Genomic DNA, 24,003 nt, shown 5'->3' on the forward strand with positions numbered 1-24,003 from the left:
TGGTCGAGTCGGACGCGAAGCGCCCGTACCGAGACCTACTCCGCGTCGAGCGCGACGGGCTCGAGCGTCGGCCGCTTGGCCGCACGACCGTCGCCCGACGACCGCCCCGTGAGTCGTCGCCCGATCCAGGGCAGGACGTACTCGCGGTAGTACACGGCCGTGTTCCGGCTCTTCGGACCGGGCGGCGCAGCCGCCACCTCGGCGACACCCCACTCCTCGGGCACGGGCACCCCGAGCGCGGTGAGCACGTTCGACGCGACGCGCGCGTGGCCCAGCGAGTTGAGGTGCAGCTTGTCGGCCGACCAGTAGCGGATGTCGCGCAGGCCGCGGTCGGCGAAGTTGTCGACGAACGTCACGCCGTCGAGCGACGCGAGGTCGTACAGCGCCTGGGTGAGCCGCACCCCGCGCGCGTCGAACACGCGCCCGAGCGGCAGGTGCTCGGTGGGGTTGGCGCCGCTCAGCATGAGCACGTGGATGCCCTCGTCGCGGATGCGGTGCACCGCCTGGCGGAACCGCTGCGCGACGAGCTCCTCGGGCATGCGGGGTCGCAGCATGTCGTTGCCGCCGCCGTTGAAGCTGATCACCTCGGGCTTCAGCGCGATGGCCGCCTCGAGCTGCTCGTCGACGATGGGCCCGAGCTTGCGGCCCCGGATCGCGAGGTTCGCGTACCGCACCGCCTCGGGGGAGGCGTCCTTGGCCAGCCCGAGGGCGACGAAGTCCGCCCATCCGCGCACGCTGCCGTCGGGCAACTCGTCGCCGACGCCCTCGGTGAAGCTGTCGCCGATCGCCGCGTACGAGTGGAAGAGCATGCGTTCCACGCTAGCGTGCGGCATCCGTCATCTCTCGGGGGTTGCCTTTCGGGCGTCGACGGAGGCCACGACGCCGCCCCGTGCGCGCCTCAGCCGGTCGCGTGCTCGAGCTCGCAGTCGCTGCCCGGGTAGAGCAGGGCCTCGTGCCCGTCGTCGAAGCGGACGACGTACGGGGGTGCGCCGTCGGCACCGCGGACCTCGAGCACCTCGCCGTGCCGTTCGGCGCTGCCCACCTGCTTGCCGTGGATGACCAGCCGATCGCCGACCGTCGCCTGCATCGGGAACCCCCTCCGTCGCGAGAACCGTCCCCTTCCACGGTACGCCCCGGCGTCCGCCGCGGGAAGGGAGGTCAGTCGGTCGCGAGGAGCGCCGCCCAGAGGTCGGCACGCGCGTGGAACCCCGACAGGTCGCGGCCGAGGAGCCTCTCGGCGAGCGCGATTCGGCTGCGGACGGTGTGGCGGTGCACGCCGAGTTCCTGCGCGGTCGCGTCGAACTGGCCGCCGTGCGCGAGCCAGGCGCGGGTCGTCTCGAGGAGGGCGGTGCCGTTCTGCTCGTCGTGCCGGATGAGCGGCTCGAGCGTGGCACGGGCCACGGCGCGGGCGTCGGTGCGGGCGAGGAACGCGAGCACGCCCTGGCGGCTGATGTCGTCGAACACGGTCACGCCCGGCCCGGTCTCGCGGGCGCGGTCGAGGGCGCGCAGCGCCTGCTCGTGCAGCTCGGCGAGGCGGGTGACGGATGCCGCGTCGGAGACGCCGACGGGCACGTCGAACTCGGTGGCGAGCTCGTCGGCGATCCCGCTGTCGGCGTCCTCCATCACGATCGTGACGGACTCGCCGTCGCGGCCGAAGAACAGCCGTCCGTCCCGTTCGTCGACGCGGAGCTCGAGGAACTCGGCCACCCGGTCGATGTGCTCGGTGGGCAGGTCGCACACGGCGACGCGGACGGGGTCGGCGGGGAGCGGCCCCCACATCTCGGCCGACACCTCGCTCGCGAGGTGCACGTCGCCCGCGAGCATCGAGCGCAGCAGCCCGGAGCGGAGGTGCCCGCGCGCGCGGTCGAGGTCGCGGTTCTGCTCGAGCGCGAGTCCGGCGAGCGCGATCACCGACGTCACGACCTCGCGGCCGGCCTGGTCGAGCTCGGGCGACTCGCCGATCGCCAGCACGCCGCGGAGTGCGCCGCCGGCGCCGAGCGTCTGCAGCGTCATCCGCTGCGGCCGGCCCACCGACGCGCCCGCCTCGAGGGTGCGGCTCGCGCGCTGCCCTCGTCGCAGCATCGACCGGGCCTCGCCGACGACCTCGCCGAGCGCCGGCTGGCCGAGTCCGCCCTCGGGCGCCTCGCGGTCGAGCGCGCCCGCGGCGTCCACGAGCCCGACCCACGTGCCGAGGCGCTGGCTGAGCTCGGTGAGCGTCGCACCGAGCCCGTCCGGTCGGAGCGCCGCGAGCGAGATGGCCCGCTGCGCCTGCAGCGCCCACGCCTGCCGGGCGTTCGCGTCGGCGGCGTTGAGGTCGGCGATGGTGCGCGCGATGCGGATGAACGGCACGCGGTACGGCACCTCGAACAGCGGAAGTCCGTGGCGTTCGCACGCCTCGACGAGCGGTGCGGGCGTGGCGGGCCGCACCACCTCGGCGCCGAAGCCGAGCGCGGCGAGGCCCGCGCCCTCGAGCCGCGCCACGTACGCGTCGAAGACATCCGGGTCGTCGCGGGACGGGTCGGCGCCGAACTGGGTGCCGGTGGTGAGCAGCACCTGGCCGGGCTCGAGGAACGGCGCGGGGTCGTCGAGATCGGAGCTGTGCACCCAGGGCACGGGCGCGTCGAGGACGCCGTCGGGCAGGTGCGACTCGTCGACCAGTGGAGTGAGCGCGAGGTCGCCGCGCTCGAGCAGGGTGCGCACGGTGGGCTTCACGGGACCTCCTCGGTGTACGCCGCGTCGAGAACACTGGGGTCGAGTGTACATCGGGGAGGGGGTGGCATCCGTTCGCCGCTGCCTACCATGGCCCGACACCGCCACCGTCGTCACCGCATCGGAGCACCCATGACCCTCGTCGAACCCACGGCCACCGCCGTCGGCGGCCCCTCGCTCGCCCAGGAGCGCCGCCTCGTCACCAGCATCCCCGGCCCCCGCTCGCAGGAGCTCATGACCCGCAAGGCCGGCGCCGTCGCCAAGGGCGTGGGCACCACCATCCCCGTCTCGGTCGTCGCGGCCGGCGGCGGCGTCATCGTCGACGCCGACGGCAACTCGATCATCGACCTCGGCTCGGGCATCGCCGTCACCGGCGTCGGCAACTCGAACCCGCGCGTCGTCGAGGCCGTCACCGCGCAGCTCAACGCCTTCACCCACACCTGCTTCACCGTCGCGCCCTACGACAGCTACGTCGCCGTGGCCGAGAAGCTCAACGAGCTCACCCCCGGCGACCACGAGAAGCGGTCGGCCCTGTTCAACTCCGGCGCCGAGGCCGTCGAGAACGCCGTGAAGATCGCCCGCCACTTCACCAAGAAGATGGCCGTCGTCGCGTTCGACCACGCCTACCACGGCCGCACCAACCTCACCATGGGCCTCACCGCGAAGAACATCCCGTACAAGGACGGCTTCGGCCCGTTCGCGCCCGAGGTGTACCGCGCACCCCTCAGCTACCCGCACCGCGACAACGGCCTCTCGGGCGCCGAGGCCGCCGCCCGCGCCATCACGCAGATCGAGAAGCAGATCGGCGCGAACAACCTCGCCGCGATCATCATCGAGCCCATCCAGGGCGAGGGCGGCTTCATCGTGCCCGCCCCCGGCTTCCTGCCGGCGCTCGTGAAGTGGGCGAACGAGAACGACGTCGTCTTCATCGCCGACGAGGTGCAGACCGGCTTCGCCCGCACGGGCGCCTGGTTCGCGAGCGAGCACGAGGGCATCGTGCCCGACCTGATCGTCACCGCGAAGGGCATCGCCGGCGGCCTGCCGCTCTCGGCCGTCACCGGCCGCGCCGACATCATGGACTCCGCCCACGCCGGCGGCCTCGGCGGCACCTACGGCGGCAACCCGCTCGCGTGCGCCGCCGCGCTCGCCGCGATCGACTCGTACGACCAGGACGGCCTCATCGAGCGCGCCCAGCAGATCGGCGCCGTGCTCATCGGCCGCCTCAACGCGCTCCGCACCGCCGACGCCCGCATCGGCGACGTCCGCGGCCGCGGCGCCATGGTCGCCATCGAGCTCGTCGATCCCGCGACCGGCGCGCCCGACGCGGCGCTCACCGGCAAGCTCGCCGCGTACGCCCACGCCAACGGCGTGCTCGTGCTCACGTGCGGCACCTACGGCAACGTCATCCGCTTCCTCCCGCCGCTCACCATCGGCGACGAGCTGCTCATCGAGGGCCTCGACGTCATCGCCGAGGGGCTGAAGCAGGCATGAACCCCGTGACGGCGCCGACGATGTCGCCGACGGATGCCGCGGCATCCGTCACCCGCCCCGCCCCCTCGGTCGACGCCGAGGCGACCCCGCTCGCCGACGCGCGCGCCCAGCTCGCCGAGGCCGTCGCCCTGCTCGGCTACGGCGACGGACTCCACCAGATGCTCGCGACCCCGCGCCGCGAGCTCAGCGTGGCCGTGCCGCTGCGCATGGACTCGGGCGAGAGCCGCCTGTACCTCGGCTACCGCGTGCAGCACAACTTCTCGCGCGGCCCCGCCAAGGGCGGCCTGCGCTACGCGCCGAACGTGAACCTCGACGAGGTGCGCGCGCTCGCCATGTGGATGACCTGGAAGTGCGCCCTCCTCGACGTGCCGTACGGCGGCGCCAAGGGCGGGCTCGCGATCGACCCGCGCGAGCACTCGCAGGCCGAGCTCGAGCGCGTCACGCGCCGCTACACGAGCGAGATCCTCCCGATCATCGGCCCGGAGCGCGACATCCCCGCACCCGACATCGGCACCGACGAGCAGACCATGGCCTGGATCATGGACACCTACTCGGTGAACTCCGGCTACACCGTGCCCGGCATCGTCACCGGCAAGCCGATCTCGCTCGGCGGGTCGCTCGGCCGCGCCTCCGCCACCTCGCGCGGCGTCACGCACATCGCGCTCGCCGCGCTCCGGCACGCCGGGTTCGAGCCGTCGCGGTCGACCGCCGCCGTGCAGGGCTTCGGCAAGGTGGGTGCGGATGCCGCGCGGTTCCTCGCCGAGGCCGGCGTGCGCGTCACCGCGGTGAGCGACCAGTACGGCGCGGTGCGCAACGACGGCGGGCTCGACATCGAGGCGCTCGCAGACCACGTGCGCGCCACCGGCTCGGTCGTCGGGTTCGCCGGCGCCGATGAGCTCGACCGCGACGCCGTGCTCACGCAGCACGTCGACCTGCTCGTGCCCGCCGCGGTCGAGGGCGTGCTCAACGAGTCCAACGCCCGCGAGGTGCTCGCCCGTGTCATCGTCGAGGGCGCCAACGGCCCCACGACGCCCGCGGCCGACGCGATCCTCCGCGAGCGCGGCGTGCTCGTCGTGCCCGACATCCTCGCCAACGCGGGCGGTGTCATCGTCTCGTACTTCGAGTGGGTGCAGGCCAACCAGGCGTACTGGTGGCGTGCCGACGAGGTCGAGAGCAGACTTGAGGAGCGGATGCTGAACGCCTGGCGTCACGTCCTCGGCTACGCCGAGGCCCGCGACCTCTCGCTCCGCACCGCCGCCACGGCGCTCGCCGTCGAGCGCGTCGCCGAGGCGCACCGCATCCGCGGCCTCTACCCCTGATCGCGCGAGACCCGCGCACGACTGGAACGGACAACCAACGCATGACCACTGCAACGCAGGAATCCGCACTCCTCGACCGCGTCGCCGACGGCCTCTTCATCGGCGGCGAGTGGGTCGAGGCCGAGGGCGGCAAGACCTTCGAGGTCCGCGACCCGTCCACGGGCGAGGTCATCAAGTCGATCGCCGACGCGTCGGCCGCCGACGGCATCCGCGCGCTCGACGCCGCCGTCGCCGCGCAGGACGCGTGGGCCGCGACGGCCCCGCGCGAGCGCGGCGAGATCCTCCGCCGCGCGTTCGACCGGCTCATCGAGCGCCGCGAGGACTTCGCGCTGCTCATGACGCTCGAGATGGGCAAGCCGCTCGCGGAGGCGCGTGGCGAGGTCAATTACGGCGGCGAGTTCCTCCGCTGGTTCAGCGAGGAGGCCGTGCGCATCACCGGCCGCTACGGCTGGAACCCGGAGGGCACCGGCCGGATCGTGGTCGCGCAGCGCCCCGTCGGCCCGTCGTACTTCATCACGCCGTGGAACTTCCCGCTCGCGATGGCCACCCGCAAGATCGCCCCGGCGCTCGCCGCGGGCTGCACCGTCGTCGTGAAGCCCGCCGCGCTCACGCCGCTCACGACCATCGCGTTCGTGCAGCTGCTCGAGGAGGTCGGCCTGCCGAAGGGCGTCGTGAACGTCGTCACCACGACGAGCTCGTCGAAGGTCTCGGGTCCGATCATCGCCGACCCGCGCCTGCGCAAGCTCTCGTTCACGGGCTCGACCGAGGTCGGCCGCAAGCTCATCGAGCAGTCCGCGCAGGGCATCCTCCGCACGTCGATGGAGCTCGGCGGCAACGCGCCGTTCGTCGTCTTCGAGGACGCCGACCTCGACAAGGCCGTGGAGGGCGCGCTCGTCGCGAAGTTCCGCAACATCGGCCAGGCGTGCACGGCCGCGAACCGGTTCATCGTGCACGAGTCGGTCGCCGCCGAGTTCGCCAAGCGCGTCACCGAGCGCGTCTCGGCGATGCGCGTCGGCCGCGGCACCGAGGACGGCGTCGCGATCGGTCCGCTCATCGACGAGAACGCGGTCGCCTCGACCGATGAGCTCGTGCAGGACGCGGTCTCCAAGGGCGCGAAGGTGCTCGCCGGCGGCGCCCCCGTCGACGGCACCGGCTCGTTCTACGCCCCGACCGTGCTCGGCGACGTCTCGGCCGATGCCCGCCTGCTCCGCGAGGAGATCTTCGGACCGGTGCTCGGCATCACCACGTTCGCCGACGAGGACGAGGCGGTGCGCCTGGCGAACGCCACCGAGTACGGCCTCATCTCCTACGTGTTCACGCAGGACCTCGCGCGCGGCCACCGCATGATCGACCGCCTCGACACCGGCATGATGGGCCTCAACACGGGCCTCGTCTCGAACGCGGCCGCCCCCTTCGGCGGCGTCAAGCAGTCGGGCATCGGTCGCGAGGGCGGCTTCGAGGGCATCCACGAGTTCCTCGACACCAAGTACACCCTGATCCCGGCCTAGCGCCGGGTGGGGCGGATGCCGCGACCCCCCGCGTCGCGGCATCCGCCCCCATCTCTCTCTCGCTGCTGCTTTTCTCAGGACCCGCTCGCCGAACCGGGCCGCTTCTCAGGACGACACGCCGCTCCGAGCGGCGACACGCCGGATAACTCCTGAGAAGAGCAATCAGACCCCGCACACCGAAGGAACACCATGCAACGCATCGACACCGACGTCGTCATCGTCGGCGCGGGCGCGGCCGGCCTCACGGCCGCGACCGAGCTCGTCAGGGCCGGGCGCGACGTCGTCGTGCTCGAGGCGCGCGACCGCGTCGGCGGCCGCCTGCACACCGACGTCATCGAGGGCGCCATGCTCGAGGTCGGCGGCCAGTGGGTCTCGCCCGACCAGGACGCGCTCATCGAGACGCTCGACGACCTCGGCCTCGAGACCTACCCGCGCTACCGGCACGGCGTCAACGTCTACATCGGGCCCGACGGCGAGGTGAAGAAGTTCGAGGGCGACATCTTCCCGGTGCCGCCCGCGACGGAGCAGGAGATCCTCACCCTCATCGAGCAGCTCGACGCGCTCGTCGCCGAGATCGACCCCGAGCAGCCGTGGGCGCACCCGCGCGCCAAGGAACTCGACGAGATCTCGTTCGCCCGGTGGCTCGAGACGCAGACCGACGACGAGGAGGCCCGCGAGAACATCGGCATGTTCATCGCCGGCGCGATGCTCACCAAGCCCGCGCACGCGTTCTCGGCGCTGCAGGCCCTGCTCATGGCGGCATCCGCGGGCTCGTTCTCGAACCTCGTCGACGCCGACTTCATCCTCGACCGCCGCGTGGTCGGCGGCCTGCAGCTCGTGCCGATCGGCCTCGCCGAGCGCCTCGGCGAGCGCGTGCGCCTGAACCAGCCCGTGCGCACCATCCGCTGGCAGTCGGATGCCGCACCCGGCCAGGCCGCGGTCGTGGCCGTGACCGACGACCTCGAGGTGCACGCGCGCGAGGTCGTGCTCGCCGTGCCGCCGATCCTCGTGAACCGCATCTCGTACGAGCCGCCGCTGCCCCGCCGACAGCACCAGCTGCACCAGCACCTGTCGATGGGCTTCGTCATCAAGGTGCACGCCGTCTACGAGACGCCGTTCTGGCGCGAGCAGGGCCTGTCGGGCACCGCGTTCAGCCCGTGGGAGCTCGTGCACGAGGCGTACGACAACTCCAACCACGACGACCCGCGCGGCACGCTCGTCGGCTTCGTCGCCGACGAGGCCGCCGACGGCGTCTTCGAGCTCAGCGCCGAGGAGCGCAAGGCGCGCATCCTCGAGTCGATGTCGCACTACTACGGCGAGCAGGCGAAGCATCCGGTGGTCTACTACGAGTCCGACTGGGGCTCGGAGGAGTGGACCCGCGGTGCGTACGCGGCGAGCTTCGACATGGGCGGCCTCGCCCGCTACGGCGCCGACCTGCGCACGCCGGTCGGTCCCATCCGCTTCGCGTGCTCGGACATGGCGGGCAAGGGCTACCAGCACGTCGACGGCGCCATCCGCATGGGGCGCCTCGTCGCCGCGCAGATCCTGGAGGAGCTCGCATGACCGACGTGACCATCGTCGTCGGGTACACCGCCAACGAGGCCGGCGCCGACGCCCTGGCGCTCGCCAACCGCGTCGCCTCCGCGGCCGAGGCGCTGCTCGAGGTCGTGATGATCCTCCCGTCCGAGGCGCGTAATGCCTTGGTGCCCGCCGACGCCGGCTACGAGCGGTACCTGCGCGAGCAGTCGCGAGAGTGGCTCGCCGAGGCGTCGAAGCACCTGGGGGCGGATGTCGCGTCGAAGCTGCACCTGCGCTACGCCGAGTCGTACGCCGAGGGCCTCGTCGCGGCTGCGCACGAGTTCGGCGCCTCGCTCATCGTGGTCGGCGCCGCCGGCGGCGGACTGCTCGGCCGCTCGCGCATCGGCTCGGTCGCCAACGAGCTGCTGCACTCCTCGGACGTGCCGGTCGTGATCGCGCCCGCCGGGTCCCGCGAGGTGCCCGCCTCGCAGGGCGTGACGCGCGTGACGGCGTGCGTCGGCACCCGCCCCGGCGCCGACGCGCTGCTCGAGTCGGCGATCGTGCTGGCCCGGGCGACGAAGGCGCCGTTGCGACTTCTCTCTCTCGTGCCGATCGACCTGCCCCACGGCCTCGACCCGGAGCTCGTCGCGCTGACGAGCACGGTGCACGCCGAGGAGGTCCTCGACGAGGCCCGCCAGGCACTGCCCGACGGCATCGAGGCGACCGTCGAGACCGCGACGGGCGCGTCCATCGAGGACGCCGTCCGCGCGCTCGACTGGCACCCGGGCGAGCTCGTGCTCGTCGGCTCGAGCCGCCTCGCGGCACCGCGCCACCTGTTCCTGGGCTCGACCGCGGCGAAGATGCTGCGCGAGCTTCCGGCGCCCATGATCGTGGTGCCGCGCACCACCCGCTCCTCCTGAAAGACCGTGCAATGACGCAAACCAATCCCTCCCAGGCCCCGCTGACCGAGGCGACCCGTGCGGTCGACTCGTCCGATCACGGCATCAGCAAGAAGGGGCTGTCGGCCGGCTCGGTCGGTCTCATCGGCGCGATCGTCATCGGCATCTCGTGCATCGCCCCGGCGTACACGCTGACTGCGGCGCTCGGCCCGACGGTGTCCGAGGTGGGCACGCAGGTTCCCGCGATCATCCTGCTCGGGTTCATCCCGATGCTGCTCGTGGCGTTCGGCTACCGCGAGCTGAACCGCCGCATGCCCGACTCGGGCACGTCGTTCACCTGGGCGACGCGCGCGTTCGGTCCGTGGATCGGCTGGATGGCCGGCTGGGGCCTCGTGGCCGCGACCATCCTCGTGCTGTCGAACCTCGCCGGCATCGCGGTCGACTTCCTGTTCCTCGCGATCTCGCAGGTCGTCGGGAACCCGGAGATCGCCGGCATCGCCGCGAACCCGTTCGTGAACGTGGTCGTGTGCCTGCTGTTCATGCTCGGCGCGACGACGATCTCGTACCGCGATATGCAGACCACCCAGAAGCTGCAGTACTGGCTGGTCGGGTTCCAGGTGCTCGTCCTCGTCATCTTCTCGGGCGCGGCGCTCGTCGAGGTCGCGAACGGCAACGCGTTCGACGCGACGCCTATCGAGCTCAGCTGGTTCAACCCCTTCGCGGTGAGCGACTTCAGCGCCCTGGCGGCCGGCCTGTCCCTGTCGATCTTCATCTTCTGGGGCTGGGACGTCACCCTCACCATGAACGAGGAGACGAAGGGCTCCGAGCGGACCCCGGGCCGTGCGGCGACGCTGTCGGTGCTCATCATCGTCTCGCTCTACCTGCTGATCTCCGTCTCGCTCATCTCGTTCGCCGGCGTCGGCGACGGCGAGTACGGCCTCGGCAACCCCGACATCCAGGACAACGTGTTCTTCGCGCTGGCCGGGCCGGTGCTCGGCCCGCTCGCGATCCTCGTCTCGCTCGCGGTGCTCACGAGCTCCGCGTCGAGCCTGCAGTCGACGTTCGTGTCGCCGGCCCGGACGCTCCTCGCGATGGGTCACTACGGCGCGCTGCCGAAGAAGTTCGCGCAGGTGAGCCCCCGGTTCTTCACCCCCGGGTACGCGACGATCGTGTCGGCGGTCGTGGCATCCGTCTTCTACGCGGTCATGCGGTTCGTGAGTGAGAACGTGCTGTGGGACACCATCACCGCGCTCGGCATGATGATCTGCTTCTACTACGGCATCACGGCGTTCGCGGCGGTGTGGTTCTTCCGCAAGACGTGGTTCCGGTCGGTGCGCGAGTTCTTCTTCACGCTCCTGTTCCCGCTCGTCGGCGGCGTGATCCTGTCGGTGCTGTTCTTCACGACGCTGATCGACAGCATGGACCCCGACTACGGCTCGGGCTCGGCGATCGGCGGCGTCGGCCTCGTGTTCATCCTCGGCATGGTGGTGCTGCTCACGGGCGTGGTCATCATGATCTGGCAGGCGATCAAGCGTCCCGCGTTCTTCCGCGGCGAGGTGCTCTCGCGCGCCTCGGCCGACTGAGCCGCGCCGGGTCCCGCGTCGCCTCACCGCGCGGGGCCCGCGCGAACCGAACCGCCCCGCCGGCGACACCCGGCGGGGCGGTTCCGCGTTCCCGCCGGTGCCGGCGCCGCATCCTTCATGCGCGAGGGGACGCAACACGCCGTCCGGGCGGCTGGCCCGACGGCGTGTTGCGTCCCCTCGGCGGGGCTGGGCGGGCCGGGGGCGGCGGGCTGATGGCGCCGGCGGGCGTCAGTCCGCGGCGGGCGCGGATGTACCGGTGTAGGCGGCGTATGTGGTGTCGGCCGCCCGGCGGGCGATCGCGGCATCCGCCCCGCTCGCCTCGTGGGCCACGGCCCATCGGTCGGCGCTCAGGCGCTGGAACCGCCGGCCCTCGTCGGACTGCAGCCACTCGGCGGAGTTGTCGGGGCGGATCTCGCCGGTCGTGAGGTGCTGGCTGAGTCCGAGCAGCGCCCCGTCCCATCCGATTCCGGTCGCCGACGGCCCGAACTGCTCCCACATCTCGGCGCCGAGGTCGTCGGCGAGCGCGACGTGCTCGAGTTCGACGCGGGTGTGCGTCTCGTCGACGGCGCTGAGCCGCACCGTGAGCCAGGTGACGCCCCCGCCGAACTCCCACGTGACGCCGTACGAGTTGGGGGCGTCGCACGTCTGGACGGTGCCGCCCGCATTGCCCTCGACCTGGTAGTGGCCGCCGAGGCGCAGGTCGCCCGTGACCGGGAGGAACCAGCGGGGGATCCGCTCGACCGACGTGAGCGCGTCCCACACGTCGTCGATCGGAGCCGGGTAGGTCTGCGCGAGGGTCTGCACGCGCGTCACGGCGCCGTCGCGCGTGCCGTCGGTGAGGCCGCGGTCGACCGCGGCGATCTGGGCGTTGATGTCCATGTCAGGTCTCCTTCGTCTGCGTCGTCGGTGAAGCGGATGCCGCGAGCCGGCGCGCCCGCGCCGACCGGGCCAGTTCGGTGCCCAGTGCGTCCAGGCGCGGGCCCCAGAAGCGCTCGAACGGCGTGAACCACTCGGCCGCCTCGCGCATCGGCTCGGGGTCGAGCGCGTAGAGGCGCCGGGTGCCCTCGGCCCGCACCGTGGCGAGGCCGGCTTCGCGCAGCACCCGGAGGTGCTGCGATACGGCGGGTTGGCTGATGCCGAACTCGCGCTGCACGACGCGCCCGACCTCTCCCGCGGCCAGTTCGCCATCGGCGAGCAGTTCCACGATCCGGCGTCGGACCGGATCGCCGAGGAGGTCGAGCGCGTGCATGCCACCATAATTCACCAACAACTTATATAAGTCAACGCGCAATTATGGGCCTCCCTCCCACCTCCGGCCCGGCGCGGCCCGGGTCCCAGGGCGGGCGGCCGTTCACGGCGGATTCCCGGCGACGACGCACCGGCCCGGATGGATCCCGGCGGTACCGTGACGACAGGCCGATCACCGGGAGGGCGCATGTCGGAGCACGATCTCATCGCGGCGTGGCGGGCGAGCCGCTGGCACGTGATCGTCTCGCAGCTCGGGCCGACCTTCCTGCTCACGCTCACGACGTGGTTCCTGCTCGTCGGGCTCGCCGACGCCGAGCTGCCGGTGCGCCTCGCCGCGGCCGGGATCCTGCTCGCCTCGGGGATCCTCGGGGCCGTCGCGCAGGTCAGCGCGGCGAACGAGGGGCTCGCGGTGATCGACGACCTCCGGACGCTTCCGGCGGCGACGCCCCTCGGGCGGCGGATCGCGGCATCCGCCCTCTGGATGCAGGTCGTGAAGTGGGTCACGCCGACGATCTTCGTGCTGATCTACCTCGCGCTGCTCTGGGCGATGTTCCTCGGCTGACTCGCAGCAACGGGGCCTACCGCGGCGCAGGACGCTGCGGTTACCGTGAACGAGGACGCCCGACGGCGGGCGCGGAGGGAGACCACCCAGATGGCCGCGTACGACGACATCATCGCCAACATCCCGATCTCCGACCTGTCGCGGCGCCTCGGCGTCGACGAGGCGACGACGCGTCGCGCGGTCGACGAGGCGCTCCCGGCGCTGCTCGGCGGCATGGGCGCGAACGCGCAGGACCCCGCGGGGGCCGCGTCGCTCGAGCGCGCGGTGCAGCAGCACCCGGCGACGCTGTTCGAGGGCGGCGTGAACCTCGACGAGGTCGACGAGCAGGACGGCGACAAGATCGTCCACAACGTCTTCGGCCGGAACACCGACCAGGTCGTGCAGAAGCTCGGCGCGTCGGGCAGCACCGACCAGGGCCTGATCCAGAAGCTGCTGCCGATCCTCGCGCCGATCGTGCTCAGCTTCCTCGCGAGCCGGTTCGCGAAGCGCCAGCAGAACCCCGGGCAGGCGGATGCCGCGCCCACGGGCGGTGGCGGCGGCATCGGCGACCTGCTGGGCGGCCTGCTCGGCGGCGGTGGCGGCGGTGCGGGTGCCGGCGGCGGGGCCGGCGGCATGCTCGGCGGCCTGGGCGACCTGCTCGGCGGACTCCTCGGCGGCGGCAAGCGCTGACCCTACCCGCACGGGCGGGCCGGCGACGGATGCCGCATCGACCCGCCGCAGGCACCCCTGCGTAGACTGTCACGGTGCCTGTGAACCCCGAGCTGCAGGGGCGCGTGTTCGCGCCCACCGCGCCGTACCTCGTCGGCCGCGAGAAGGTGCGCGAGTTCGCGCGCGCCGTGTTCGCGACGAACCCCGTCAACGTCGACGTCGACGCCGCCCGCGCCGCCGGGTACGACGACGTCGTCGCGCCGCCCACGTTCGCGGTGGTCGTGCAGGAGCACACGCTCGCGCAGTTGCTCGCCGAACCCGACGCCGGCATCGACTTCTCCCGGGTCGTCCACGGCGACCAGCGGTTCACGTCGTCGCGTCCGATCGTCGCGGGCGACGAGCTGACCGCGACGCTCACCGTGTCGGGCGTGAAGACGCTCGGCGCCCACTCGATGGTGACCGCCGAGTCGGTCATCACGGATGCCGCGGGCGCGCACGTCGTCACCGCGATCTCCACCCTCGTCGTGCGAGGAGACGACTGATGGCCGCCGCCCCCACCATCCCCGACTTCGACGCGCTCGCCGTCGGCGACGTGGTCGCCGAACGCGACGTCCACCTCACGCGCGACTCGCTCGTCCGCTACGCGGGCGCCTCGGGCGACTTCAACCCGATCCACTACCGCGACGACGTGGCCGCCGCCGTCGGGCTGCCCGGCGTGCTCGCCCACGGCATGCTCACCATGGGGCTCGCCGTGCAGCCGGTCGTCGACTGGGCCGGCGACCCCGGCCGCGTCGCCGACTACCAGGTGCGCTTCACGCGTCCGGTGGTCGTCGACCCCGAGGCGGGCGCCGACGTGAGCGTCACCGCCAAGGTGGGTCAGGTCGACGCCGAGGCCCGCGCTGCGCGCATCGACCTCACCGTGACCTTCGAGGGCGCCACGGTGCTCGGCAAGGCCCAGGTGCGGGTGGTGCTCGCCTGACATGACCGACGCCGCGACCACGGAGGAGCCCGGCATCCGCTTCGCCGACCTCACGACCCTGCGCGTGGGCGGGCCGATCGGCCGCCTCGTGACGGCGACGACCCCCGACCAGCTCGTCGCGCACGTGCGCGAGGCCGAGGCGTCGGGCGGGCCGTGGATGGTGCTCGGCGGCGGATCGAACCTGCTCGTCGGCGACGACGGCTTCGCCGGCACGGTCGTGCACATCGCGACGCGCGGCATCGAAGTGCACCCCGGCGACGACGAGGGCACCGTGCGCCTGCGCGTGCAGGCCGGCGAGAACTGGGATGAGCTCGTCGCGTTCACCGTCACCCGCGGCTACTCGGGCCTCGAGGCGCTGTCGGGCATCCCCGGCTCGGTGGGCGCGTCGCCCGTGCAGAACATCGGCGCGTACGGGCAGGAGGTCTCCGATGCGCTCATCGGCATCGAGTTCCTCGACGAGGGCGCCGACGAGCCGCGCTTCATGTCCGCCGACGAGCTCGAGCTCGGGTACCGCACGTCGGTGCTGAAGCAGGGGCTGCGCGGGGTCGTGGTGTCGGTCGAGTTCGCCCTCCACGACACGACCGCCGAGCGCGAGGTGCTCGGCGAGCCGGTGGGCCGGCCGGTCGCCTACGCGCAGCTCGCGCAGGCCCTCGGCGTGCAGCTCGGCGACCGGGTGCCGGTCGCGCGGGTGCGCGAGGCCGTGCTCGCGCTCCGCTCGGGCAAGGGCATGGTCCTCGACCCCGACGACCCCGACTCGGTGAGCGCCGGGTCGTTCTTCACCAACCCGATCGTCTCCGAGCACGTCGCCCGCACCCTGCCCGGCGACGCGCCGCGCTGGTACCTCGACCCCGACGAACCCGACGAGGTCACCCCGCTCGCCGAGCTGGAGGCCCGGTCGCCGCTCGACGCGTTCCTCGCCCACCAGGCCGAGGTCGAGCAGGCCGAGCAGCGGTCGGATGCCGCACCCGACGAGCCGCTCGTGAAGCTCTCGGCCGCGTGGTTGATCGAGCACAGCGGCATCCGTCGCGGCTTCGCCCTGCCCGGGTCGCGCGCGGGCATCTCGACGAAGCACACGCTCGCGCTCACCAACCGGGGCGGCGCCTCGGCCGAGGAGATCGCGCAGCTCGCCCGGTTCGTGCAGGGACGCGTGCAGGCCGAGTTCGGCATCACGCTGCACCCCGAGCCGGTGCTGATCGGCCTCGAGCTCTAGCCGAGGGCCCCGACTCCGACGCGGCGTCAGCCGGCGTCGCGCTCGGCGAGGAGCCGCTCCCGCACCTCCCGCCGCAGCACCTTGCCGATGAGCGAGCGCGGCAGCTCGTCGACCGCGACGATGCTGCGCGGCACCTTGTACGGGGTGAGGCTCTCGCGGCAGAAGTCGCGCATCGCGCCGGCGTCGAACGCGGCGCCGTCGCGCAACTCGACCACGGCGGCGACCTCCTCGCCGCCCGCGTCGCGCGGCAGTCCGACGACGGCCGCACCGCGCACGTCGGGGTGCGCGAGCAGGACGCCCTCGACCTCCGACGGCGCCACGTTGAAGCCGCCCGTGATGATGAGCTCCTTGCGCCGGTCCACGATCGTGACGAACCCGTCGTCGGACACCCGCACGATGTCGCCCGTGCGCAGCCATCCGCCCGGCAGCAGCGTCTCGGCCGTCTCGGACGGCCGCCGCCAGTAGCCCTCGAACACCTGCGGACCGCGGAGCAGCAGCTCGCCCTCCTCGCCGGCGGGCACGTCCTCGGTCGGGCGCTCGGCATCGACCACCCGGATCTCCGTGCTGGGGAACGGCACGCCCACGGTGCCCGGCCGACGGGTGGGGCCCATCGGGTTCCCGATGGCCACCGGCGAGGACTCGGTCATGCCGTATCCCTCGACGAGGAGGCCGCCGGTCACGCCCTCCCAGCGGTCGACCGAGGCGGTCGGCAACGCCATCGCCCCAGAGATCGCGTAGCGGATGCCGCGCAGCGGGGCGGTGCTGCCGCGAGCCTCGGCGGCGCGGGCCAGCGCGTCGTAGATCGGCGGGACCGCCGGCAGGAAGGTCGGCGGGGATTGCTTCGCCGCGGCGAAGACCAGGTCGACATCGAACTTCGGGAACAGCACGAGCTTCGCGCCGAGGCTCATCGCGAAGGTCAGGCACAGCGTCATGCCGTAGGCGTGGAACAGCGGCAGCACCCCGTAGAACACCTCGTCGCCCTCGCGGAGACCCGGAACCCAGGCGCGCCCCTGCATGGCGTTGGCGCGCAGGTTGCGGTGGGTGAGCACGGCGCCCTTGGGCGTGCCGGTGGTGCCGCTGGTGTACTGCAGCAGCGCGGTGTCGCCGAGCGCGGGCCGCGGATGCCGCTTCGAGAGCGGACGCGCGTCCTGCACGTCCTGCCAGGCGACGACGCCGCGCGCCGTGGGCCTGGTCGTGAGCGCCGCGCGTGCCGTGCGCGCCTTGCGCAGGGGCAGGCGGAGCGCCATCCGCTTGCCGAACGGGAGCGCCCTCGTGAGGTCCACCGAGATCACGTGCGCGGGCCGGATGTCGCGCGGGAAGTCGGCGATGGTGTCGGCCGTGGCGTCCCAGACGATCGCGACGGTCGCACCGTGGTCCTCGAACTGGTGGCGCAGCTCGCGTGCCGTGTAGAGCGGGTTGTGTTCGACGACGACGGCCCCGAGCCGGAGCACGGCGTAGAACGCGACGACGTGCTGCGGGCAGTTCGGCAGCACGAGGGCCACCCGGTCGCCCGGCCCCACCCCGAGCCGCCGGAGCCCTTCCGCGGCCCGCGCGATCTGCTCGCCGAGCTCGCGGTAGCTGGTCTCGGCGCCGAAGAACTCGAGCGCGGTGCGACGGTCGAACCGAGCGACCGCGTCGTCGATCAGGTCGACGAGCGTCTGCGTCGGCTCGTCGATCTCGTGCGGCACGCCCGGGGCGTAGTGCGCGAGCCAGGGCCGGTGCTCGTACGGATTCATCGTGGACCTTCCATCCGGGTGGTGCGAACGGCGGGCCGGTACACGTCGAGCGCGCCGGGCACGAGCCGCACGGTCGTGCGGTAGCCCGGGGCCGAGAGGTCGGCGGATGCCGCGGCCGGCTCGTCGACCGCGAGCTCGCCGTCGTGCGCGAACCCGGGCGGCTGACCGCCCCGCGGACGCACGTCGACGGTGACCTCGGTGTCGGTGTACGCCTCGACGCGCTCGGGGATCAGCCGGAGCCGCCGGAGCAGGCCCGCCGTCCGGCGCCCGAACGCGAGCGACGCGATCGCCCGCAGGTGGGAGCCCGCGTGGAGGATGCGCACGTCGAGCAGGCCGTCGTCGAGGTACTGCCGCTGCAGCGGAGCCGGGGTGTCGCGGTCGTTGCGTCCGAGTCCGATGAAGAGGGTCCACACCTGGGCGCGGCGTCCGTCGACCACGACCGTGGTCGGCTGCGCGCGGCGCAGCACGCGCTCGGCGGCCACCACTCCCGCGAGCCACTTGTTGCCGAGGCGTCGCTGCAGCACCTCGCGCGCCTGCACGAAGTCCGGGTAGATGCCGACGGATGCCGCGTTGATGACCGTGATCGGGTCGGCGTCGCCGAACGCGAGCTCGGCGACATCCGCTCGCACGCCTTCGCCGCGCTGCAGCGCCTCGGCGGCGACCTCGGCGGAGGGCACGCCCGCCGTGCGCGCGAAGTGGTTGAAGGTCCCGCCGGGCACGACGAGGAGCGGAACGCCCGCGCGCCGGGCCTCGTGCGCGACCGCGGCGACCGAGCCGTCGCCGCCGCAGATGCCGAGCACGCGCGGCGGCGTCGTTCGTGCGAGCGCGTCGCGCACCACCTCGCCGAGGTCCTCGTCGTCGTCGAGGATCCGCACCTCGGCGAGGGGCAGCCGGTCGCGGACGACGTCGAGGGGGTCGGTGCGCACGATGCTCGTGCCCGACGAGCGGTTGGCGACGACGAACACGCCCTCGCCCTCGGGCGACGCGGGCAGTTCCCGGTCGGCGCCCGCCGGCAGCGGGGTGGGCGGCGGGCCCGGCCGGGGGCGGACGACGGCGGCGCCGACCGCGGCCACGCCCGCGCCGATCGTGATGCCGCCGACCACGTCGGAGAGCCAGTGCGCGCCGACGTGCAGGCGCGAGTACGCGACGCCCAGCGCGACGGGGGCGATCGCCGCCCCGATCCGCGGCGACTCGAGGGCGACGCCCGTGGCGAACGCGGCCGCGCTCGCGGAGTGGCCCGACGGGAACGTGCGGCTCGACGGCTGCACCGGGAGGCGGCGTCCGATGGGGATGTCCTCGAGCGTGGGCCGGTCGCCGCCGAAGATGCGCTTGGCGATGAGGTTGGTGAGGGCGCTGGCCGCGGTGAGCGACAGGATGCCGCGCGCCGCCGCACGACGGCGGCCGACCACGGCGAGCACGCCCGCGATGGTGAACCACAGCACGCCCTTGTCGGCGAAGCCCGTGAGCCGGGACCAGAAGCGGTCGACGTGCGGATGCGAGTGCCATCCGTTCACGCGACGCGCGGCCGCGGCATCCGCTCGCTGCACCCAGGGCGGCAGCAGGCGCGCGCGGCGGACGGCGACGCGTACCCCCGTGACGACCCCCACGAGGCCAGCGTAGGCCCACGGCGTCGTCAGAGCAGCCCGAGCTCCATCGCGCGCGTGACCGCACGGGTGCGGTCGCTCACCTCGAGCTTCGCGAAGACGTTGATCAGGTGGGTCTTCACGGTCGCCTCGCCGATGTGCAGCAGGCGCGCGATCTCGGGGTTGGAGCGTCCGTCGGCGACGTGGCGCAGCACCTCGAGCTCCCGCGGCGACAGCGACGGCGCCGCCCGGCCCGCGGCGGCCGCTCCCTGGCGGACGCGCGTCACGAGCTTCGCCGCGATCGACGGCGCGAGCACCGTCTCGCCCGCGGCGACCGAGCGGATGCCGGCCAGGATCTCCTCCTGCGGCGCCGCCTTCAGCAGGTACCCGCTCGCGCCCGCCTCGATCGCGGCGAGGATGTGGTCGTCCGTCTCGTAGGTCGTGAGGACGAGCACGCGCGTGCCGCCGCCCGCCTCGGCGAGGATGCGTTCGGTCGCCGCCGCGCCGTCGAGCACGGGCATGCGCAGGTCCATCAGGACGAGGTCGGGGCGCAGCTCGGCCGCGAGCGCCGCGGCCTCGGCGCCGTCGGCGGCCTCGCCGACCACCTCGATGCCGGGTTCCGATTCGAGCAGCGCGACGATGCCCGATCGGACGATGGGGTGGTCGTCGGCGACGACGATGCGGATGGGCTCGGCGCCGTCTCCGGCTGCTCGCACGGTCATGACGTGACTCCCGTCGGATCGTCGGGGGCGGTGGTCGCGGCATCCGCCCTCGGCACGGTCACGCGCAGCACCGTGCCGCCGGACGCGCCGGGACCGAACTCGACGCGGCCGCCGACGAGCGCGACGCGGTCGCGCATGCCGGCGAGCCCGAAGCCGCCGTCGCCGGCCGCCGCGTCGCCCGGGCCGACCCCGTCGTCCTGCACTTCCAGCGTCACGGCGCCCGCGCCGGCCGCGACGCGCACCTCCGCCGCCGAGGCGTGCGCGTGCTTGCGCACGTTCGCGAGTCCCTCCTGCGCGCAGCGCAGCAGCACGACCTCCAGTTCGCGGTCGAGGTCCGCGGCATCCGTCGTCGCCGTCACCCGGACCCCGGTCTCGCGCTCGAACGCCGTGACGAGCCGCCGCAGCGCCTCGGCGAGTCCGGCGCCCGGATCGACGGGCGCGAGCGAGGCGACCAGTCCGCGCGCCTCGGTGAGCGCCTCCCGGGCCATCTGCTCCATGAGCTCGAGATCGCTGCGAGCGGATGCCGCGCCCGCGCCGTCGACGCCGTCGAGCCGCCGCTCAGCACGCTGCGCGACCATCACGAGCCCCGTGAGACTCTGCGCGATCGTGTCGTGGATCTCGCGCGCGACCCGGGCCCGCTCGTCGGCGACGCCCGCGTCGCGATGGACGGCGGCGAGCTGGCCCTGCGCCGCCTGCAGCTCGTCGAGCAGCCGGGCGCGTTCCTCGCCGTACATCGCGATCCGGGTGATCCAGAGGCCGAGGGCGATGCTGAACCCGACCGAGAGCGCGGCGATCGCGGTGCCCGTGACGAGCCCCGCCGGCCAGTGCCGGACCGCGTAGCCGGCGACGATCGCGACCGCGATGAGGAGGTTGGCGACGATCGCGGCGCGCGTCGACGGCGAGGTCGACCAGACGAACGGATAGAGGAACGCCTGCAGGATCGCGAACGACGGCTCGATCGTGGTGCCGACGGCGAGGATCACCGCGTAGGCGATCGCGACCGCGAGGTGACGGCGGCTCGATGCCACCGGCACGCACCCGCGGCCCCACGCGAGGTGGACGAGCAGGAACGCCCCGGCCGCCGCCCAGGTCGCCGCGTCGTCGGTCCCGAACGGCGGGTCGAGCAGGCTGATCGCGACGATGACGACCGCGACCGCCACCGCCGCGGCATCCCACCACCGCACGTTCTGCATCGACTCAGGCTCCCACAGCGGCCGTCAGGCGTCCCGGCGGATCCAGCGGAAGGTGAGGCGGCTGACGACCAGCCCGACGACCAGCCAGGCGAGCAGCACGAGCGCGACCCAGCCGAGATCCCACGACTCGTTCTGCTCGAGGACCGCGAAGTCCTCGGGGAGGAACACGGCGCGCATGCCCTGCGCCATCCACTTCAGGGGGAACAGGCTCGCGAGGTTCTGCATCCACTCCGGCAGCGCGTAGAACTGCAGGTAGACCCCCGAGATGAACTGCAGCACCAGCAGGATCGGGATGACGACCGCCGCCGCCGACTTGCCCGACCGCGGCACCGACGAGAGCGCGATGCCGAGCAGCGCCGACGTAGCGACGCCGAGCACGAACACCCAGGCGAAGGTCGCCCACTTCTCGGGCTCGGTCGGCAGGGCGATCCCGAACAGGGTCGCGGCGGCGAGGAGCAGCAGGGCGGCCTGGAGCAGGCCGGTCACGAACACCTGGCCGAACTTCCCGAGGAAGTACGACACCGGCGAGAGCGGTGTCCCGCCGAGGCGCTTCAGCGTGCCGTCGGACTTCTCCATGGCGATGTCGATCGCCAGGTTCTGCACGCCCGAGAGCAGCATGCCCGCCGCGAGCAGGCCCGGCAGGTAGTACGCCCCGACCGAGATGCCCTCGGCTCCCGGCCCGGGCTGGATGTCGCCCGAGGAGCTGAACGCCGCGGTGAAGATGCCGAGCATGATGAACGGGAACAGGAACGTGAAGAACACCGCGTCGGGCGTGCGGAAGTAGCCCACCACCTCGTAGCCGATGCGGCCGATGCCGACGGCGAGCCGGCCGGGCCGGGTGCCGCGTCGACGGCGGGCGTCGGGGGCGGTCGAGCGGATGTCGCGGGCGGTGCCGTCGGCGCGGTCGGTCGTGGTGCTCATGCGAGCGCCTCCTCGTCATCGGGGGCGACGCTTCCCGTCGCGCCCACCATCCCCAGGTAGATGTCCTCGAGGCTCGGGCGGATCACCTCGAGCCCGTCGGGTTCGCCGCCCAGGTCGCGCGCGACGGCGGCCACGAGCTCGGCGGGCCGCTCGGTGCGCTCCTCGCGGAGCACCCCGTCACGGTCGCGCCAGCGCACGATCGGCACCCGCGCCTCGGCGCCGCCGATCTCGCCGATCGGGGCGACCTCGACGAGCCGGCCGCCGACGATCACGCCGGCCCGGTCGCCGAGCTGCGCGGCCTCGTCGAGGTAGTGCGTGGTCAGCAGGATGGTGGTGCCCTCCTGCTTGAGGGCGCGGATGAGCGTCCAGAACTCGCGCCGCGCCTCCGGGTCGAACCCGGTCGTGGGCTCGTCGAGGAACAGCAGCTCCGGCCGGCCGATGATGCCGAGCGCGACATCCACCCGACGACGCTGGCCGCCGGAGAGCTTGGCGACGCGCGTGCGCGCCTGCGGCTCGAGCCCGACGGCGGCGATGACCTCGTCGACGTCGCGAGGATCGGGGTAGAACCGGGCGAAGTGGGCGAGCTGCTCGCGGACGGTGTACCGGCCGGGTTCGGCGGCCGACTGCAGCACGATGCCGATGCGGGCCTTCCAGTCGAGGCTGCCGTGCGCCGGGTCGGCGCCGAGCACGCTCACCTCGCCCGCGGTGCGGAGCCGGTAGCCCTCGAGGATCTCGATCGTCGTCGACTTCCCGGCGCCGTTCGGTCCGAGCAGCGCGAACGTCTCGCCGCGCTCGATGTCGAGGTCGATGCCGTCGACGGCGGCCTTGCCGCCGTAGTCCTTGCGGAGCCCGCGCACCCGCACGGCGGGGGCGTCCGATGTCGCGATCTGGTCCATGCTCCCGATCCTGCCCGCCCGCCCACGGCCGCGGTAGCCGTGATCCGGTCGATTCCGCCCTCCACCGACCGGTGGATGCCGGGGTCCCCGACGATCGAGTGTCCACATCGTGCGGGTCCGGTGCTCCGCGACCCGCATCGAGTGGACACTCGATCGGATCAGGCCCCGACGAGCAGGTGCGGGTGCTGCGCCTCGACCACGTTCGGGTGCGCGCGCAGCCGGCTCTTCAGCCAGTTCTCGCCGAAGACCGCGTGGAGCGGGTTCGCCGGGTCCTGCGTGACCCCCGCCGCCTCGGCCGCGAGGGCCGGCGGGAGTTCGATGGTCGGGATCGTGGCGTCGAGGGCCGGTCCGTGGAAGTAGGGGATCGAGATCCGCTCGGTGCCGGGCGCCGGGGAGACCACGCGGTGCAGCGTCGCCTTGAGATAGCCGCCGGTGGCGATCTCGAGGAGCTCGCCGATGTTCACCACGAACGCATGGGCGGGCGGGGTCACGTCGATCCACTCGCCGTCCTTCTCGACCTGCAGCCCGGCCTTGCCCTCCTCGACCGAGAGCAGCGTGAGCACCCCGAGGTCCTTGTGGGCGCCGACGCCCTGCGCGGGCTGCTCGGCCTCGACGCCGGGGTAGCGGGCGATCTTCATGTACGGCGACGGGTTCCTGAACGCCTCGTCGAACGTGTCGGCGGGTGCGCCGAGCGCCTCCGCCCAGGCGCGCAGCAGGCGCGAGCTCACCTCGTCGAGCCGGGCGATCCACTCCTCGGCGACCTCGCGCAGCTCGGGCAGCGCCTCGGGCCACAGGTTCGGGCCCTGCAGGATCCAGTAGTCGGGGGTGTCGGGTCCGGCGGGCACGGCAGGGCGCTCGGCGCCGATGTCGATCTGCTCGCGGATGTCGACGCGACCGAGCGTGCGCTCACCGCCCATGCGCGTGTAGCCGCGGAAGTGCGGGCTCGTGACGTTCTCGATCGCGAGCTTGTGCGACTCGGGCAGCGCGAAGAACGCGTGCGCCACCTCGTACGCGCGGTCGATCAGGTCAGCGGGGACGCCGTGGCCGACGAGCGAGAAGAAGCCCACCTCGTGGGTCGCGCGGCGCAGGTCGTCGCGGAACTGCGCCTGCTGCTCGGCGGTGCCGTTGAGGAGGGAGAGGTCGAGGACGGGGATGCCGGACATGTGCTGGTCCTTTCGAGGGTGCCGGGGATGGGTGCGCCGACGACGAGGCGGCCCCGGCATCCTTCGACGTCGGCTCGTGGCATCCGTTTCGATGGCGGTGCCTCGAAGAGCGGAT

23 protein-coding genes are annotated in these 24,003 nt (G+C 73.0%); 11 read left to right on the plus strand and 12 right to left on the minus strand.

Going from position 1 to position 24,003, the window contains the following annotated elements:
- Positions 1 to 35: 35 nt before the first annotated feature.
- The 3 genes from RH861_RS03385 to RH861_RS03395 all read right to left on the minus strand — a co-directional run bounded on the left by RH861_RS03385 (position 36) and on the right by RH861_RS03395 (position 2,712).
- Positions 36 to 809 carry an SGNH/GDSL hydrolase family protein gene (locus tag RH861_RS03385; protein ID WP_310519747.1) on the minus strand — a complete coding sequence of 258 codons (774 nt, stop codon included), beginning with the start codon at positions 807 to 809 and terminating at the stop codon, positions 36 to 38.
- A gap of 89 nt (positions 810 to 898) precedes the next feature.
- Positions 899 to 1,087 carry a DUF1918 domain-containing protein gene (locus RH861_RS03390; protein ID WP_067950807.1) on the minus strand — a complete coding sequence of 63 codons (189 nt, stop codon included), beginning with the start codon at positions 1,085 to 1,087 and terminating at the stop codon, positions 899 to 901.
- Between the two features lie 71 nt (positions 1,088 to 1,158).
- On the minus strand, positions 1,159 to 2,712 hold the full coding sequence (locus RH861_RS03395) for a PucR family transcriptional regulator (protein ID WP_310519748.1): 1,554 nt from the start codon (positions 2,710 to 2,712) through the stop codon (positions 1,159 to 1,161).
- A gap of 129 nt (positions 2,713 to 2,841) precedes the next feature.
- Here RH861_RS03395 and gabT point away from each other — a divergent pair, with 129 nt between their 5' ends.
- The 6 genes from gabT (at position 2,842) to RH861_RS03425 (ending at position 11,027) form a co-directional block, all read left to right on the plus strand.
- Positions 2,842 to 4,200 (plus strand): 4-aminobutyrate--2-oxoglutarate transaminase, encoded by a 1,359-nt coding sequence (gene gabT / locus RH861_RS03400; protein WP_310519749.1) that lies wholly within the window; start codon positions 2,842 to 2,844, stop codon positions 4,198 to 4,200.
- Positions 4,201 to 4,220: 20 nt separating this feature from the next.
- Entirely contained in the window at positions 4,221 to 5,519 is a 1,299-nt protein-coding gene (locus tag RH861_RS03405; RefSeq protein WP_374760956.1) for a Glu/Leu/Phe/Val family dehydrogenase, read from the plus strand.
- Positions 5,520 to 5,560: 41 nt separating this feature from the next.
- Positions 5,561 to 7,027: an NAD-dependent succinate-semialdehyde dehydrogenase gene (locus tag RH861_RS03410; protein ID WP_310519751.1), complete on the plus strand. Its 1,467-nt coding sequence runs from the start codon at positions 5,561 to 5,563 to the stop codon at positions 7,025 to 7,027.
- 189 nt (positions 7,028 to 7,216) lie between these two features.
- A complete protein-coding gene (locus RH861_RS03415; protein WP_310519752.1) occupies positions 7,217 to 8,590 on the plus strand; it encodes a flavin monoamine oxidase family protein in 1,374 nt (457 codons plus the stop codon).
- A complete protein-coding gene (locus tag RH861_RS03420) occupies positions 8,587 to 9,465 on the plus strand; it encodes a universal stress protein (protein ID WP_310519753.1) in 879 nt (292 codons plus the stop codon). Before RH861_RS03415 ends, RH861_RS03420 begins: the two co-directional genes overlap by 4 nt.
- Positions 9,466 to 9,476: 11 nt before the next feature.
- Positions 9,477 to 11,027, plus strand: coding sequence for an APC family permease (locus RH861_RS03425; RefSeq protein ID WP_310519754.1), 1,551 nt, complete (start codon positions 9,477 to 9,479; stop codon positions 11,025 to 11,027).
- 228 nt (positions 11,028 to 11,255) lie between these two features.
- Here the strand turns inward: RH861_RS03425 and RH861_RS03430 are convergent, their stop codons facing one another.
- Both RH861_RS03430 and RH861_RS03435 read right to left on the minus strand, forming a co-directional pair.
- On the minus strand, positions 11,256 to 11,906 hold the full coding sequence (locus tag RH861_RS03430) for an SRPBCC family protein (protein ID WP_310519755.1): 651 nt from the start codon (positions 11,904 to 11,906) through the stop codon (positions 11,256 to 11,258).
- Position 11,907: 1 nt separating this feature from the next.
- On the minus strand, positions 11,908 to 12,276 hold the full coding sequence (locus tag RH861_RS03435; RefSeq protein WP_310519756.1) for an ArsR/SmtB family transcription factor: 369 nt from the start codon (positions 12,274 to 12,276) through the stop codon (positions 11,908 to 11,910).
- A 186-nt stretch (positions 12,277 to 12,462) separates the two neighbouring features.
- Between RH861_RS03435 and RH861_RS03440 the strand changes: the two genes are divergently transcribed.
- From RH861_RS03440 to RH861_RS03460, 5 genes are all read left to right on the plus strand, one after another.
- Positions 12,463 to 12,837 (plus strand): hypothetical protein, encoded by a 375-nt coding sequence (locus tag RH861_RS03440; protein ID WP_310519757.1) that lies wholly within the window; start codon positions 12,463 to 12,465, stop codon positions 12,835 to 12,837.
- 45 nt (positions 12,838 to 12,882) lie between these two features.
- Complete coding sequence (locus RH861_RS03445; RefSeq protein ID WP_310519758.1) at positions 12,883 to 13,506, plus strand: DUF937 domain-containing protein; 624 nt, start codon at positions 12,883 to 12,885, stop codon at positions 13,504 to 13,506.
- 74 nt (positions 13,507 to 13,580) lie between these two features.
- Positions 13,581 to 14,027: an FAS1-like dehydratase domain-containing protein gene (locus RH861_RS03450; RefSeq protein ID WP_310519759.1), complete on the plus strand. Its 447-nt coding sequence runs from the start codon at positions 13,581 to 13,583 to the stop codon at positions 14,025 to 14,027.
- Complete coding sequence (locus tag RH861_RS03455; protein ID WP_310519760.1) at positions 14,027 to 14,464, plus strand: MaoC family dehydratase; 438 nt, start codon at positions 14,027 to 14,029, stop codon at positions 14,462 to 14,464. Before RH861_RS03450 ends, RH861_RS03455 begins: the two co-directional genes overlap by 1 nt.
- 1 nt (position 14,465) lies before the next feature.
- The gene (locus tag RH861_RS03460) at positions 14,466 to 15,674 is read left to right on the plus strand and encodes a UDP-N-acetylmuramate dehydrogenase (protein WP_310519761.1); all 1,209 of its coding nucleotides are present in this window, start codon (positions 14,466 to 14,468) and stop codon (positions 15,672 to 15,674) included.
- Positions 15,675 to 15,700: 26 nt separating this feature from the next.
- Here RH861_RS03460 and RH861_RS03465 read toward each other — a convergent pair whose 3' ends face one another.
- From RH861_RS03465 to RH861_RS03495, 7 genes are all read right to left on the minus strand, one after another.
- Positions 15,701 to 17,410 carry a long-chain-fatty-acid--CoA ligase gene (locus tag RH861_RS03465; RefSeq protein ID WP_310519762.1) on the minus strand — a complete coding sequence of 570 codons (1,710 nt, stop codon included), beginning with the start codon at positions 17,408 to 17,410 and terminating at the stop codon, positions 15,701 to 15,703.
- The gene (locus RH861_RS03470) at positions 17,407 to 19,017 is read right to left on the minus strand and encodes a bifunctional phosphatase PAP2/diacylglycerol kinase family protein (protein WP_310519763.1); all 1,611 of its coding nucleotides are present in this window, start codon (positions 19,015 to 19,017) and stop codon (positions 17,407 to 17,409) included. Before RH861_RS03470 ends, RH861_RS03465 begins: the two co-directional genes overlap by 4 nt.
- Positions 19,018 to 19,043: 26 nt before the next feature.
- A complete protein-coding gene (locus RH861_RS03475) occupies positions 19,044 to 19,715 on the minus strand; it encodes a response regulator (protein ID WP_310519764.1) in 672 nt (223 codons plus the stop codon).
- On the minus strand, positions 19,712 to 20,908 hold the full coding sequence (locus RH861_RS03480) for a sensor histidine kinase (protein ID WP_310519765.1): 1,197 nt from the start codon (positions 20,906 to 20,908) through the stop codon (positions 19,712 to 19,714). The genes RH861_RS03475 and RH861_RS03480 overlap by 4 nt, the downstream gene beginning before the upstream one ends.
- 24 nt (positions 20,909 to 20,932) lie before the next feature.
- Positions 20,933 to 21,829, minus strand: coding sequence for an ABC transporter permease (locus RH861_RS03485; RefSeq protein WP_310519766.1), 897 nt, complete (start codon positions 21,827 to 21,829; stop codon positions 20,933 to 20,935).
- Positions 21,826 to 22,725 (minus strand): ABC transporter ATP-binding protein, encoded by a 900-nt coding sequence (locus RH861_RS03490; protein WP_310519767.1) that lies wholly within the window; start codon positions 22,723 to 22,725, stop codon positions 21,826 to 21,828. Before RH861_RS03490 ends, RH861_RS03485 begins: the two co-directional genes overlap by 4 nt.
- Positions 22,726 to 22,883: 158 nt before the next feature.
- Positions 22,884 to 23,888: an isopenicillin N synthase family dioxygenase gene (locus tag RH861_RS03495; protein WP_310519768.1), complete on the minus strand. Its 1,005-nt coding sequence runs from the start codon at positions 23,886 to 23,888 to the stop codon at positions 22,884 to 22,886.
- Positions 23,889 to 24,003 lie beyond the last annotated feature (115 nt).

Origin of the sequence: Agromyces indicus (assembly GCF_031432295.1) — a bacterium.
Taxonomy (GTDB): domain Bacteria; phylum Actinomycetota; class Actinomycetes; order Actinomycetales; family Microbacteriaceae; genus Agromyces; species Agromyces indicus.

Coding starts and splice junctions, on each gene's coding strand:
- RH861_RS03385 (WP_310519747.1), bottom strand. CDS start 809: ATGCTCTTCCACTCGTACGCGGCGATCGGCGACAGCTTCACCGAGGGC.
- RH861_RS03390 (WP_067950807.1), bottom strand. CDS start 1,087: ATGCAGGCGACGGTCGGCGATCGGCTGGTCATCCACGGCAAGCAGGTG.
- gabT (WP_310519749.1), top strand. CDS start 2,842: ATGACCCTCGTCGAACCCACGGCCACCGCCGTCGGCGGCCCCTCGCTC.
- RH861_RS03405 (WP_374760956.1), top strand. CDS start 4,221: ATGTCGCCGACGGATGCCGCGGCATCCGTCACCCGCCCCGCCCCCTCG.
- RH861_RS03410 (WP_310519751.1), top strand. CDS start 5,561: ATGACCACTGCAACGCAGGAATCCGCACTCCTCGACCGCGTCGCCGAC.
- RH861_RS03415 (WP_310519752.1), top strand. CDS start 7,217: ATGCAACGCATCGACACCGACGTCGTCATCGTCGGCGCGGGCGCGGCC.
- RH861_RS03420 (WP_310519753.1), top strand. CDS start 8,587: ATGACCGACGTGACCATCGTCGTCGGGTACACCGCCAACGAGGCCGGC.
- RH861_RS03425 (WP_310519754.1), top strand. CDS start 9,477: ATGACGCAAACCAATCCCTCCCAGGCCCCGCTGACCGAGGCGACCCGT.
- RH861_RS03430 (WP_310519755.1), bottom strand. CDS start 11,906: ATGGACATCAACGCCCAGATCGCCGCGGTCGACCGCGGCCTCACCGAC.
- RH861_RS03435 (WP_310519756.1), bottom strand. CDS start 12,276: ATGCACGCGCTCGACCTCCTCGGCGATCCGGTCCGACGCCGGATCGTG.
- RH861_RS03440 (WP_310519757.1), top strand. CDS start 12,463: ATGTCGGAGCACGATCTCATCGCGGCGTGGCGGGCGAGCCGCTGGCAC.
- RH861_RS03455 (WP_310519760.1), top strand. CDS start 14,027: ATGGCCGCCGCCCCCACCATCCCCGACTTCGACGCGCTCGCCGTCGGC.
- RH861_RS03460 (WP_310519761.1), top strand. CDS start 14,466: ATGACCGACGCCGCGACCACGGAGGAGCCCGGCATCCGCTTCGCCGAC.
- RH861_RS03465 (WP_310519762.1), bottom strand. CDS start 17,410: ATGAATCCGTACGAGCACCGGCCCTGGCTCGCGCACTACGCCCCGGGC.
- RH861_RS03475 (WP_310519764.1), bottom strand. CDS start 19,715: ATGACCGTGCGAGCAGCCGGAGACGGCGCCGAGCCCATCCGCATCGTC.
- RH861_RS03480 (WP_310519765.1), bottom strand. CDS start 20,908: ATGCAGAACGTGCGGTGGTGGGATGCCGCGGCGGTGGCGGTCGCGGTC.
- RH861_RS03485 (WP_310519766.1), bottom strand. CDS start 21,829: ATGAGCACCACGACCGACCGCGCCGACGGCACCGCCCGCGACATCCGC.
- RH861_RS03490 (WP_310519767.1), bottom strand. CDS start 22,725: ATGGACCAGATCGCGACATCGGACGCCCCCGCCGTGCGGGTGCGCGGG.
- RH861_RS03495 (WP_310519768.1), bottom strand. CDS start 23,888: ATGTCCGGCATCCCCGTCCTCGACCTCTCCCTCCTCAACGGCACCGCC.